This window comes from Pseudomonas poae RE*1-1-14 (genome assembly GCF_000336465.1).
Lineage (GTDB): Bacteria > Pseudomonadota > Gammaproteobacteria > Pseudomonadales > Pseudomonadaceae > Aquipseudomonas > Aquipseudomonas poae.
Map to the genome: position 1 here is coordinate 1,545,659 of NC_020209.1, position 14,520 is coordinate 1,560,178.

Annotated in this window: 1 protein-coding gene and 1 pseudogene; both read left to right on the forward strand. The window is 66.9% G+C overall.

The annotated features are described in order from the left end of the window. Window positions 1-35: 35 nt before the first annotated feature. A pseudogene (locus H045_RS07040) lies at window positions 36-14,309 on the forward strand (amino acid adenylation domain-containing protein); the annotation flags it as partial. Next, complete coding sequence (locus H045_RS25020) at window positions 14,306-14,491, forward strand: hypothetical protein (RefSeq protein WP_157225357.1); 186 nt, start codon at window positions 14,306-14,308, stop codon at window positions 14,489-14,491. The pseudogene H045_RS07040 and the gene H045_RS25020, both read left to right, overlap by 4 nt. Window positions 14,492-14,520 lie beyond the last annotated feature (29 nt).

Genomic DNA, 14,520 nt, shown 5'->3' on the forward strand with positions numbered 1-14,520 from the left:
TCAAGGCCGGCGACTACACGGCGACCAAAGCCGGCGAGGTGCAAGTGCCGGCCAATGGCATCCCCGCTGGTGCAACACGCATCACCCCGGACATGCTGACCCTGTCCACCCTGAGCCAGGAAGAGATCGAGCGCATTGTCGCAAGCGTCGACGGCGGCGTGGCGAATATCCAGGACATCTACCCGCTGGCGCCGCTGCAGGAAGGCATTCTGTTTCACCACGTCAGCGCCGAACAGGGCGACCCCTATGTGATGCAATCGCAATTCGCCTTCGACAGCCTCGAGCGTTTCGAAGCGTTTGCCCAGGCGCTGCAAAGCGTCATGGACCGCCACGATATTCTGCGCACCGGCGTGGTGTGGGACGGTCTGCAACAGCCCTCGCAAGTGGTGTGGCGCCAGGCGCGTCTGCCGGTGCAGGCCCTTGAGCTGGACCCGGCCGACGGTGATATCGCCGCTCAACTGCACGCGCGCTTCGACGCCCGTCATTACCGGCTGGATGTGACCCAGGCCCCGCTGCTGCGCCTGATATACGCCGAGGACCTGGCCAACCGGCGCCTTGTCGCGACCTTGCTGTTCCATCACATGGCCCTGGATCACAGCGCCCTCGAGGTGGTGTGCCACGAAATGCAGGCATGCCTGTTGGGGCAGGGCGCTTTGCTGGGGCAGGCCGTGCCGTTTCGCAACTATGTGGCGCAGGCCCGTCTGGGCATCAGCGAGCAGGAGCACGAAAGCTTCTTCCGGCAGATGCTTGGCGATATCAGCGAGCCGACGCTGCCATTTGGCCTGCAGGATGTGCAGGGCGATGCGCGCGGCATTGCCGAGATCAGCCTGCCGCTGGCGGCCGAGCTGTGCCAGCGGCTGCGTACGCAGGCGCGGTTGTTGGGCGTGAGCGCCGCAAGCCTGTTTCACATGGGCTGGGCCCAGGTGCTGGGCGTGCTGGCCGGCAAGCAACAGGTGGTGTTCGGCACCGTGCTGATGGGGCGTATGCAGGGCAGTCACGCCACGGATCGCGCCCTGGGTATTTTCATCAATACCCTGCCGTTTCGCGTCGATGTGGACGGCCAGGAGGTACGCGCCGGGGTCAAGGCCACCCACGCGCGGCTGACCACCTTGCTGCGCCACGAGCATGCAGCGCTGGCCCTGGCTCAGCGTTGCAGCGGCGTGACCGCGCCCACGCCGTTGTTCAGCGCGCTGCTCAACTATCGCCACAGTGCCCCGGCAGCGAGCGCCGAAACGGTCACTGCCTGGCAGGGCATCGCTGCGCTGCGCGCCGAGGAACGCACCAACTACCCACTGACGCTGAGCGTCGATGACCTGGGCGTCGGCTTCGGCCTGAGCCTGCTGGCCAGCACGCAGGTCGACCCGCAACGCGTGTGCGCCTACCTGCAAACCGCTCTGGAAAACCTGGTGACGGCGCTTGAGCAAGCGCCGCACACCGCGCTCGATCAACTGCCAGTGGTGCCCGCTGCCGAGCAATACCTGTTGCTGGAAACACTCAACGCGACCGCCGCCGATTTCCCCCAGGGCACCACCCTGCATGGCCGCATCGAGGCCCAGGCCGCGCTGACGCCGGATGCGATCGCCGCCGTGCATCAAGGTCGCCAGCTGACCTATGCCGAACTGAACCAGCAGGCCAACCTGCTGGCCCATCACCTGCTGGCGCTGGGGGTGAAACCGGATGACCGCGTGGCCATCGTCGCCCGCCGTGGCCTGGACACCCTGGCCGGCTTGCTGGCGATCCTCAAGTCCGGCGCCTGCTACGTGCCCGTCGACCCCTCGCACCCGGCCGAACGCCTGGCCTACCTGCTCAGCGACAGCGCACCGGTGGCGGTGCTCACCCAGCATGCGTTGCTCGAGCGCCTGCCCGCGCTGGACATGCCGGTGATCAACCTGGACCGCTACACCTGGCAGCACCACTCGGCAAGCAATCCGCAGGTCGCGGTCACGCCGTCGAACCTTGCGTATGTGATCTACACCTCCGGTTCCACCGGCCTGCCCAAGGGCGTGATGGTCGAGCACCACACCGTCGCCAACCTGGTGGACTGGCATTGCCGCGCCTTCGACCTGTGCGCCGGACGCCACACCGCCAGCGTCGCCGGCTTCGGCTTTGACGCGATGGCCTGGGAAGTCTGGCCGGCGCTGTGCGTGGGCGCGACCCTGCACCTGCCGCCAGCCAACGACGGCGCCGAAGACATCGACGCGCTGCTGGCCTGGTGGTGCGCGCAACCTCTGGACGTGTGCTTCCTGCCCACGCCGGTGGCCGAATACGCCTTCAGCCAGCACATCGAACACCCGACCCTGCGCACCCTGTTGATCGGCGGTGACCGCTTGCGTGCGTTCAACCGTGGGCAAACCTTCGAGGTGATCAACAACTACGGTCCTACCGAAGCCACAGTGGTCGCCACCTCTGGCAAGGTCGAGGCGGGCGGCGCCTTGCACATCGGCAAACCCATCGCCAATGCGCGGGTGTACCTGCTCGACGCACAACAGCGCCCGGTGCCGTTGGGCGTGGCCGGTGAATTGTATGTGGGCGGCAGTGGCGTGGCGCGCGGATACCTCAACCGGCCCGAGATGACCGCCGAACGCTTCCTGCGGGACCCGTTCAGCCAGGGTCGCCTGTACCGCACCGGCGACTTGGCGCGTTGGCTGCCCGACGGCAATCTCGAGTACCTGGGGCGCAACGACGACCAGGTGAAGATTCGCGGCATGCGCATTGAACTCGGCGAAATCGAAACCCGGCTCAACCAGTTGCCGAGCATCCAGGAAGCGGTGGTGCTGGTGCGCGAAGAGCGGCTGGTGGCGTACTTCACCGAGAACCCACAACTCGAGCCCCTGGATGTCGGCGCAATCCGAGCGCACCTGGTGGCGCATTTGCCGGACTACATGGTGCCGGTCGCCTACATGAAACTCGACGTGCTGCCGCTGACCGCCAACGGCAAGCTCGACCGCAAGGCCCTGCCGGCGCCGGACAGCGCCGCCGTGTTCAGCCGTGACTACGAGGCGCCCGAGGGCGAGATCGAGACGCTGCTGGCGCAGATCTGGGCCGACGTGTTGCAGGTGGAACGCGTGGGCCGTCGCGACCATTTCTTTGAATTGGGCGGTCATTCGCTGCTGGCGATGCGCATGGTCTCGCAGATTCGCCAGCGCCTGGGCGTCGAGCTGCTGCTGGCCGATCTGTTTGCCAATGCCGAACTGGCGGCGGTCGCTCAGGTGCTGGCCCAGGCCGGGCGCAGCACCTTGCCGGCTATTCTGCCGAGCAGCGGCAACAGCGACGTGCCGCTCTCGTTCGCCCAGCAGCGCCTGTGGTTTCTGGCGCGCATGGACGGCGGCAACAGCGCCTACAACATCCCCATTGCCCTGGGCATGCGTGGGCCCTTGCAGGCCGATGCCCTGGAACAGGCGCTGGCGCGCATCGTGGTGCGCCATCACACCCTGCGCAGCCGGTTTGTGCAGTACGGCGACGACACCCAGGTGCTGACCGTGCCGGTCGAGGAGGGCGCGCTGCTGACGGTGCAGGACCTGCGCCATCACGCCGAACCGCAACAAGCCCTGCAGGCATTGATTCACCACGAGGCCTCGGCGCCGTTCGACCTGGAGCGTGGTCCGCTGCTGCGTGGGCGCCTGGTGGTGCTGGCTGACGATCATCACGTGCTGCTGCTGACCCTGCATCACATTGTCTCCGATGGCTGGTCGATGGGCGTGCTCACCCGCGAGTTGATGACGCTGTATCAGGCGTTCAGCCACGGTCAGCCCGACCCGCTGGCGCCGCTGGCGATCCAGTACGGCGACTTTGCCGTGTGGCAACGCCTGTGGTTGAGCGGTGAAGTGTTGCAGCGTCAGAGCGACTATTGGCAGCAGGCCCTGGCCGGTGCGCCGGCCTTGCTTACCTTGCCCACTGACCGCGTGCGTCCGGCGCAACAGGACTACAGCGGCGGCAGCGTCGAGGTGCGCCTGGACGAACGCTTGACCGCCGGGCTCAAGGCCTTGAGTCAGCGCCATGGCGTGACGCTGTACATGACGTTGATGGGTGCCTGGGCGGCGCTGCTGGCGCGCTTGTCCGGCCAGCACGACCTGGTGATCGGCTCGCCCGTGGCCAACCGCACACGCAGCGAGGTGGAAGGGCTGATCGGCTTGTTCGTCAACACCCTGGCGGTGCGCATCGACACCAGCGGCGAGCCGAGCACCGAGGCGCTGCTGGCGCGGGTCAGGGCGCAGACCCTGGCGGCCCAGGCCCATCAGGACCTGCCGTTCGAGCAGGTGGTGGAAATCGCCCGGCCAGTGCGCAGCCTGGCCCATACGCCGCTGTTCCAGACCCTGCTGGCGTGGCAGGACAGCAGCGCGCCGGCCCTGGCGCTGGGGGATCTGACCCTGGAAGGCGTGGCCCAGCAGAGCCTGTTTGCCAAGTTCGACCTGACCCTGGACCTGGGTGATGTTCAGGGCAGCATCAGGGGGGCGTTGCAATACGCCGCGGCGCTGTTCGATGAATCAACGGCGAGCCGTTACGTCGGTTATTTCACCCGCGTTTTGCAGGCGATGGTCGCGGACGATCAGGCGGTGCTGGCCCATGCGGTGCTGCTGGATGCGCGTGAGCGTCAGCAGGTGCTGGTGGACTTCAATGCGACGGCGATGCCTCCCCGCGACGAGCAGACTGTGCACGGCCGGTTCGCTGCCCAGGCGGCGCGCACGCCCCACGCGATTGCGGCGCAGGCGGGTGAGCGGCAGTTGACCTACGCCGAACTTGACCGCCATGCCAACGGCCTGGCTCACCACCTGCTGGGCCTGGGTGTGCAGCCCGACGACCGCGTGGCCATCGTTGCCCGGCGGGGCCTGGATACGCTGGTCGGGCTGCTGGCGATTCTCAAGGCCGGCGCCTGTTATGTGCCGGTCGACCCGTCGCACCCGGCCGAACGCCTGGCCTACCTGCTCAGCGACTGCGCGCCGGTGGCGGTGCTCACCCAGCATGCGCTGCTCGAACGCCTGCCCGCCGTGGACGTGCCGGTGATCGAACTCGAGGGCAGCGTCTGGGATCAGCCGGCACATCCGGCGGTTGCGGTCGCGCCGTCGAACCTGGCTTACGTGATCTACACCTCCGGCTCCACCGGCCTGCCCAAAGGTGTGATGGTGGAACACCACAGCGTGGTCAACCTGGTGGATTGGCATTGCCGCGCCTTCGACCTGCACGCTGGAAGCCACACCGCCAGCGTTGCCGGTTTTGGCTTTGACGCGATGGCCTGGGAAGTCTGGCCGGCGCTGTGCGTGGGCGCGACCCTGCACCTGCCGCCGGCCCATGAGGGCGCCGAAGACATCGACGCGCTGCTGGCCTGGTGGTGCGCGCAACCCTTGGACGTGTGCTTCTTGCCCACGCCGGTGGCCGAATATGCCTTCAGCCAGCACATCGAACACCCGACCCTGCGCACCCTGCTGATCGGCGGCGACCGCTTGCGCCAGTTCAGCCATGCGCAGTCCTTTGCGCTGGTCAATAACTACGGCCCCACCGAAGCCACGGTGGTCGCGACCTCCGGCCTGCTCGATGTCGGCCAGCCGCTGCATATCGGCAAGCCGGTGGCCAATGCCCAGGTGTACGTGCTGGACGAACAGCAACGTCCGGTGCCTCTGGGCGTGGCCGGCGAGTTGTACGTGGGCGGCACCGGCGTGGCGCGCGGTTACCTGAGCCGCCCGGACCTGACCGCCGAACGCTTCCTGCGCGACCCGTTCAACCAGGGGCGCATGTACCGCACCGGTGACCTGGTACGCTGGCTGCCCGACGGCACCCTTGAATACCTGGGCCGCAACGACGACCAGGTGAAAATCCGTGGCGTGCGTATCGAACTCGGCGAAATCGAGACTCGCCTCAACCAGCTGCCGGGCATCCAGGAAGCGGTGGTGCTGGTGAGTGACGATCGGCTGGTGGCGTATTTCACCGAGCAACCGTCGGCCGCCAGCCTGGCCGCAGGTGACATTCGCGCCCATCTGGTCGCGCATCTGCCGGACTACATGGTCCCGGCCGCTTACGTGCGGCTCGACGCGCTGCCGCTGACCGCCAACGGCAAGCTGGATCGCCAGGCCCTGCCGGCGCCGGACCTGGCTGCGCTGTTTATCCGCGACTATGAAGCGCCGCAGGGTGAGATCGAAAGCGTACTCGCGCAGATCTGGGCCGACGTGTTGCAGGTGGCGCAGGTGGGCCGTCGCGATCACTTCTTCGAGCTGGGCGGGCACTCGCTGCTGGCCATGCGCATGGTGTCCCAGGTGCGGCAGCGCCTGGGGGTGGAGCTGCTGCTGGCCGACCTGTTTGCCAATGCCGAACTGGCCGCAGTTGCCGGCGTGCTGGCCCTGGCGGGGCGCAGCGTGTTGCCGGACATTCTGCCGGCCAACCGTGACCAGGACGTGCCGCTCTCGTTCGCCCAGCAGCGCCTGTGGTTCCTGGCGCTGCTGGAAGGCGCCAACACCGCCTATAACATTCCGATTGGCCTGCGCTTGCGTGGCCAGTTGCATGTGCAGGCGCTGCAACGCGCCCTCGCGCGCATTGTCGCGCGGCACGAAACCCTGCGCAGCCGCTTTACCCAGCACGGTGACGATGCCCAGGTGCTGATTGACGCGCCGCAAGATGTGCTGCCGCTGCAGGTGCAGGACCTGCGTCGCCATCCGCAGCCGCAGCAGGCGCTGGACGCGTTGATCCACGGTGAAGCCTCGGCACCGTTCGACCTGGAACGCGGCCCGCTGCTGCGCGGACGGCTGGTGGTGCTGGCCGACGATCACCATGTGCTGCTGCTGACCCTGCACCACATCGTCTCCGATGGCTGGTCCATGGGCGTGTTGACCCGTGAGCTGATGGCGCTGTACCAGGCCTTCAGCCACGGTCAGCCCGACCCGCTGGCGCCGCTAGCCATTCAGTACGCCGACTTTGCCGTGTGGCAACGCCTGTGGTTGAGCGGTGAAGTGCTGCACCGCCAAAGCACCTACTGGCAGCAGGCGTTGGCCGGTGCGCCACCGTTGCTGACCCTGCCTACCGACCGCCCGCGTCCGGCGCAGCAGAACTATGCCGGCAATACCGTCGAAGTGCGTCTGGATGACCGTTTGAGCGCGGGGCTCAAGGCCTTGAGTCAACGTCACGGCGTGACGTTGTACATGACCGTGATGAGTGCCTGGGCCTCCTTGCTCGCGCGGCTGTCCGGTCAGCAGGATCTGGTGATCGGCTCGCCGGTTGCCAACCGCACGCGTAGCGAGGTGGAAGGGCTGATCGGTCTGTTCGTCAACACCCTGGCGGTGCGCATCGACACCAGCGGCGAGCCGAGCACCGAGGCGCTGCTGGCGCGGGTGAGGGCGGTGACCCTGGCCGCGCAGTCGCATCAGGATCTGCCGTTCGAAAAAGTCGTGGAAATTGTGCGGCCGCTGCGCAGCCTGTCCCACAGCCCGATCTTCCAGGCGCTGCTCACCTGGCAGGACAGCAGCGCGCCGGCCCTGCGCCTGGGCGACCTGGCGCTGGAAGCGATTGTCGAGGAGAGTCACTTTGCCAAGTTCGACCTGGCCCTGAGCCTGGGCGAAGTCGGCGGCAGCATTCTCGGCACCCTGGAATACGCGGTGGCCTTGTTCGACGAGGCGACGGCGCAGCGTTACGTCGGTTACCTCACCTGCGTGCTGCAGGCGATGGTCGATGACGACCAGGCGGTGCTCGAACACGTGCCGTTGGTGAGCGCGCGGGAGCGCCAGCAGTTGCTGTTCGAATTCAACGCAACCGCCGTCGACTACAACCTGGAGCAGACCGTACACGGCCTGTTCGAAGCGCAGGTTGAGCGCACGCCCCATGCGCTGGCGGTCAAGGCCGGCACGCAGCAATTGACCTACGCCGAACTCAATGCCCGGGCCAACCAGTTGGCCCATCACCTGCTGGCGCTGGGAGTGCAACCGGACGCGCGAGTGGCGGTGTGCGCCGAGCGCGGCCTGGACATGGTCATCGCCCTGTACGCGGTGCTCAAGGCGGGTGCCGCCTATGTGCCGCTGGACCCGGCGTATCCCCAGGAGCGCCTTGCCTACATGCTGCAGGACAGCGCGCCGCAGGTGGTGCTGGCCCAGGTCGGGACCCGTGGCCTGCTCGGCGAGGTGCCGGTGGTCGAGTTGGACCAGCCGTGCTGGCAGCACCTGCCGGTGGCTAACCCGAACGTGAGCGCGGCAAGTGCCTATGTGATCTACACCTCCGGCTCCACCGGCCAGCCCAAGGGCGTGATCAACGACCACGGCGGTGTGGTCAACCGCCTGCTGTGGATGCAGGACGAATACGCCCTGACGGCCGCCGATGCGGTGCTGCAGAAAACCCCGTTCAGCTTCGACGTGTCGGTGTGGGAGTTCTTCTGGCCGCTGTTTACCGGTGCGCGACTGGTAATGGCGCGTCCCGGCGGGCACAAGGATCCGGCCTACCTGTGCGAAATCATCGAAGCCGAAGCAATCACCACGCTGCACTTTGTGCCGTCGATGCTCGATGTGTTCCTCGCCCATGGCGATGTCAGCCAGGCGGCGGGACTGCGGCAGGTGATGTGCAGCGGTGAAGCGCTGCCGGGCAGCCTGGTGCGACGCTTCAAACAGCAACTGCCGGGGATCGACCTGTACAACCTGTATGGCCCCACCGAAGCGGCGGTGGATGTGACGGCGTGGCGCTGCATACGCGCCGAGATGCCGGATAACACACCCATCGGCAAACCGATCGCCAATACCCGCCTGTACGTGCTGGATGCGCGCATGCAGCCGGTGCCTCTTGGCGTGGTCGGCGAGCTGTACATCGGCGGCGTACAGGTGGCTCGCGGTTACCTGAACCGGCCCGAACTTTCTGCCGAGCGCTTCCTCGACGATCCGTTTACCGGTGGTCGTCTGTACCGTACCGGCGATGTCGGCCGTTACCTGGCTGACGGCACCCTCGAATACCTGGGGCGCAATGACGATCAGGTGAAAATCCATGGCCTGCGTATCGAGCTGGGTGAAATCCAGGCGCGGCTGACCGAACACCCAGCGGTCAACGAAGCCGTGGTGCTGGCCCGCGAACAGCGCCTGATCGCTTACTACACCGGCGAGCAGAGCGACATCGATGTGCTGCGCAGTCATCTGGCGCAGCACTTGCCGGCGTTCATGGTGCCGGTCGCGTTTGTGCACCTGGACGCGCTGCCGCTGAGCCCCAACGGCAAGCTTGACCGCAAGGCCCTGCCAGCGCCGGGCACCGAAGCGGTACTGGCGCGCGACTATGAGGCGCCCGAAGGCGATACCGAAATCGCCCTGGCCAGCCTGTGGGCCGAGCTGCTGGAGGTGGAGCGCGTAGGGCGTCACGACAACTTCTTCGAGTTGGGCGGGCACTCGCTGATGGCCGTGAGCCTGATGGGGCGCCTGCGGCGCCTTGGTTTGTCGGCGGATGTGAACGTGCTGTTCAGCCAGCCGACGCTGGCTGCGCTGGCGGCGACCCTGGGCGGCAGTCGCGAAGTGGCCGTGCCGGCCAACGGCATCGCCGCCGATTGCCGCGCGATCACCCCGGACATGCTGACGCTGGTGACCCTGAACCAGCCGGCCATCGACCGGGTGGTTGCGGCCATCCCCGGCGGCGCGGCGAATGTGCAGGACATTTACCCGCTGGCACCCTTGCAGGCGGGGATTCTTTATCACCACCGCGCGGTGCAGGAGGGCGATGTGTATGTGCTGCAGGCGCAATTTGCGTTCGACAACGTTGTGCGGCTGCAGGCCTTTGCCGAGGCGTTGCAGGCGGTGATCCAGCGTCATGACATCTTGCGTTCGTCGTTCCATTGGGACGGCCTGGAGGAACCGGTGCAAGTGGTGTGGCGTACCGCAGCGCTGCGCGTCGAAAGCGGGCCGTTGCCGCAGCGCCTGGACCTGGCCCAGGCGCCGGTGATGCGCCTGGTCTACACCGAACAAGCACAAGGCGTGGTGGCGACCTTGCTGTTTCACCACCTGGTGATGGACCACATCACCCTGGAGATTCTCAAGCACGACATGCAGGCGGTGCTCAGTGGCGAGGGCGCTGCGCTGGGTGCGGCGGTGCCTTATCGCAACTATGTGGCGCAGACCCGGCTGGGCGTCACCGAGCAGGAGCACGAAGCGTTCTTTTGCGACATGCTGGATCAGGTCGATGAGCCGACCGTGCTGTGCCCGCTGGGCCCCGATGAAAAGGCGCAACGCCTGCTCGACAGCGCGCTGAGCCAGCGCCTGCGCGCCCAGGCCCGCCGCGCCGGGGTGAGTGCCGCCAGCCTGATGCACCTGGGCTGGGCCCACGTGATGGGCAAGGTGGCTGGCCGCGACACTGTGGTGTTCGGCAGCGTGATGCTGGGTCGCCTGCAGGGCGGCGAAGGCGCCGAGCGCGCGATGGGGGTGTTCATCAATACCTTGCCGCTGCGCGTCGACCTCGGCGAACACTCGGTCCGCAGCGCGCTGCGCGATACCCACGCGCGCCTGTCGCGCCTGCTGCGGCATGAACACGCGCCGCTGGCTCTGGCCCAACGCTGCAGCAGCGTGCCGGCGAACACGCCATTGTTCAACGTGCTGTTCAACTATCGCCACAGTGCCGGGGCGGCAGCTGTAATGAGCGCCGAGGCCGCCACGGCCTGGCAGGGTATCCATCTGCTGGAGGCCCAGGAGCGTTCCAGCTACGGCCTGTCGATGAGCGTCGACGACCTGGGCGAGGGTTTCAGCCTGACGGCCATGGGGCAGGGCGCGCAGCGTTTGTGCGGTTACCTGCAGACGGCGCTTGAGCATCTGGTGGAGGCGCTCGAGCACAACGCCGACAGCGCCATCAGTGGTGTGTCGATCCTGCCGGCCGGCGAGCGCCGCCAATTGATCGAGGCATTCAATGCCACGGAGCGGGAGTTCCCCCGTGCGCACACGGTGCAACGTCTGTTCGAGGCCCAGGCGCAGGCGCGTCCCGGCGCGTTGGCGCTGGTGCATGGCGAGCAGCGCTTGAGCTACGGCGAGTTGAACGCCCGCGCCAACCGCCTGGCCCATCATCTGCTTGGCCTGGGGGTGTGTGCCGGCGACAGCGTGGCGATTCTGCTGCCGCGCAGCGTTGACTTGGTTGTCGGCCAGTTGGCCGTATTGAAGTGTGCCGCCGCCTATGTGCCGCTGGACATCAACGCGCCCGCCGAACGCCAGGGTTTCATGGTGCAGGACAGCGGCGCGGTGCGGCTGCTGACCCGCAGCGACATCGCCGTGGACTACCCGGCGGCGCGTCTGGACCTCGACACTCAGGTGTTTGACCCGCAACCGGCGCACAACCCGGAACTGTCGCAAGCGTCGGACAGCGTGGCCTACGTCATGTACACCTCGGGTTCCACCGGCACGCCGAAGGGCGTGCGGGTGCCCCACCGTGGCATCACCCGGCTGGTCATCAACAATGGCTACGCCGACTTCAATGCCGGTGACCGCGTGGCGTTCGCCTCCAACCCGGCGTTCGACGCAAGCACCATGGATGTGTGGGCGCCGCTGCTCAATGGCGGTCAGGTGCAGGTCATCGACCACGCCACCTTGCTCGACCCGGCCGCATTTGGCGCCGCGCTGGAGGGGGCGACGGTGCTGTTCGTCACCACAGCCTTGTTCAACCAGTACGTGCAGCTGATACCCGAGGCGCTGGCGGGGTTGCGCATTCTGTTGTGTGGCGGCGAGCGTGCCGACCCGGCGGCGTTCCGCAGCCTGTTGGCGCGGGCACCGGCCTTGCGTCTGGTGCATTGCTACGGACCGACGGAAACCACCACCTACGCCACCACGTACGAAGTGCGCGCCCTGGCCGAGGACGCCGACAGCGTGCCGATTGGCCGGCCGATTTCCAATACTCAGGTCTACGTGCTGGATGCGCAGTTGCAGCCGGTGCCGGTGGGCGTGAGCGGAGAAATCTGCATTGGCGGCGACGGCGTGGCCCTGGGCTATCTGAACCGTGCGCCATTGAGTGCGCAGCAGTTCGTGCGGGACCCGTTCCACAGCGGGGCGCTGATGTACCGCACCGGCGACCTGGGTCGCTGGACGGCGGACGGCCTGCTGGAGTGCATCGGGCGCAACGACGATCAGGTGAAAATCCGCGGTTTCCGCATCGAACTGGGCGAGATCGAAGCGCGCCTGGCGACCCATGCGGCTATTCAGGACGTGGTGGTGCTGGCCCGTGAAGACGTGCCGGGCGACAAGCGGCTGGTGGCCTACTTCACCTGGGCGGGCGAGCCCGTCGGCAGCGACAGCCTGCGCGCCCATCTGCAGGCGCAACTGCCGGACTACATGGTGCCCTCGGCCTACTTGCCGCTGGAGCGCCTGCCGCTGACCGGCAACGGCAAGATCGACCGCAAGGCCTTGCCGGTTCCTGCCGCGCAGGCCCTGGCCGGTGCCGTGTTCGAAGCGCCGCGCGATGCCCTGGAACAGACCCTGGCGCGCCTGTGGAGCGAGGTACTCATGCTGGAACAAGTGGGCCGTGATGACAGTTTTTTCGAACTGGGCGGGCATTCACTGCTCGCGATCCGTCTGGTCAGCCTGATGGAGGAGGCGGGGCTTGCGGTGAGCCTGGCCGAGCTGTTCGAGCACGCCAGCGTGGCGAACGTGGCGTCGATGCTGCGTCAGCGCAATGCGCAGACGGTGCGCGATACCACGGTGATCACCGTGCGCAGCAGCGGCACGCAGCCGCCGTTGTTCCTGGTGCACGAGTTCAGTGGCATGGACGTGTATTTCCCGGCGCTGGGCCAGCATCTGGCCGGCGACTACCCGATCTACGGCTTGCCGGGCCTGGCGCTGGGCGAGTCGCACCTGAACACCATGGAAGGCCTGGCGGCGCGCATGGTCGGCCTGATCCGCGAGATTCAGCCCCACGGTCCTTACCGGGTCGCGGGCTGGTCGTTCGGTGGGGTGCTCGCCTATGAAGTGGCGATGCAGTTGCTGGGGCTGGATGAACCGGTAGCGTTTCTCGGCTTGATCGACAGTTTCGTGCCACGCATGACCGACCAGGGCAAGGCGCGCTGGGAAGGACCGCAGGCGCTCAAGCGGCATCTGCTGCTGCAGTGCACTGCCCATTGGACTGTACAGGGAGGTGTTGATGAAGTGGCAAGACTGGCGCAACTGGAAGCAGACACTCAACAGCTGGACCTTGCTGGTCTGCTGCAATGTTGTCGCGATGAAGGTTTGTTGCACCCGCAAATGGCGGCGGCCGAAGACGCCGACTTGATCAGCTTCATCGAGCGCGAGGTCGGCCACGGGCACGCGCTGGCCCATTACAGCCTGTTCCCGCTGCCGGTGGCGGTGCATTTGTTCAGTGCGCAGGAGCGGCTCACCGATCTGTCGCGGCGCAGTGATTCCCTGGGCTGGAGCGACGCGCTGGCGCCGGGGCAATTGCGCCAGATCGAAGTGCCGGGCACGCACCAGAGCATGATGAAGGCACCGCATATCCGCGAGCTGGGGGCTGCGATGTCGGCGGCCCTGGCCGCCTCGCTACCGGTGATGCCGGCCGCCCATCAGCCGCTGCTGCGTATTCAAAGCGGGCGTCCGGGGTTTGCGCCGGTGTTCTGCGTGCCGGGGGCGGGCGACAGCGTGACCGGGTTTGTGGGCTTGGGCGAAGCGCTCGGGCGTGACTGGCCGCTGTTCGGTCTGCAACCACGCGGGCTGGACGGCGAGGCGGTGCCTCACAGCCAGGTCGAGGCGGCGGCGCAGTGTTACCTCACGGCGCTTGAACACGAATGCCCCCAGGGGCCGGTGCATTTGATCGGGCATTCGTTTGGCGGCTGGGTGGCGCTGGAGATGGCGTTGCGCTTGCAGGCAGCCGGGCGGGAGGTGGCGTCGTTGACGGTGATCGACAGTGAGGCGCCGGGCGGCAATGGCGTGGTCGGGCGACCTTATACGTCGACGGCGGCGTTGGTGCGGTTGATTGAGGCGATGCAGTTGTCGGCGGGCCGGTCGCTGGGGATTGATCCGGTGGGATTTGCCGGGACCGATGAGGTGGCGCAGCGGCACGCGTTGCATGCGGGAATGGTGTCGGTCGGGTTGCTGCCGGGGCGTGCATCTTCGGACGCGATGGTGGGTCCGGCGCGCACGTATGCGGCGGCGTTGCGCACGGTGTATCGGCCTGGGCGGCGGTATGGCGGGGTGGTGAGGTTGGTGTTGGCGCAGGATCCTGCGCTGGATGCGGTGGGCAATCTGCGGGAGCAGGAGGGGATGATTGAGGGGTGGCGTGGGCAGGGGAGTGGGCTTGAGGTTTGGTATGGCGGCGGGAACCACTTTACGTTGCTCAAGGCGCCCAATGTGCAGGGGCTGGCGGCTTGGTGGCTGGAAGGTTTGGTGGTTGGGGAGGTGGTGTCGTGACGGGTTTGCGCCGGTCTGGGTGTGGGAGCTGGCTTGCCTGCGATGGCATCGACCGGGTTTTCCTGATGCACCGAGGTGTCTGCATCGCAGGCAAGCCAGCTCCCACAGAAAAGCAGGTTCAAGTGGAAGAAACTGCTTTTGACCTGCTCGGCTTTGGCTTTGGCTTTGGCTTTGGCCTTTGATCTTGCTTTTGATCTCGGGCACACCGAGC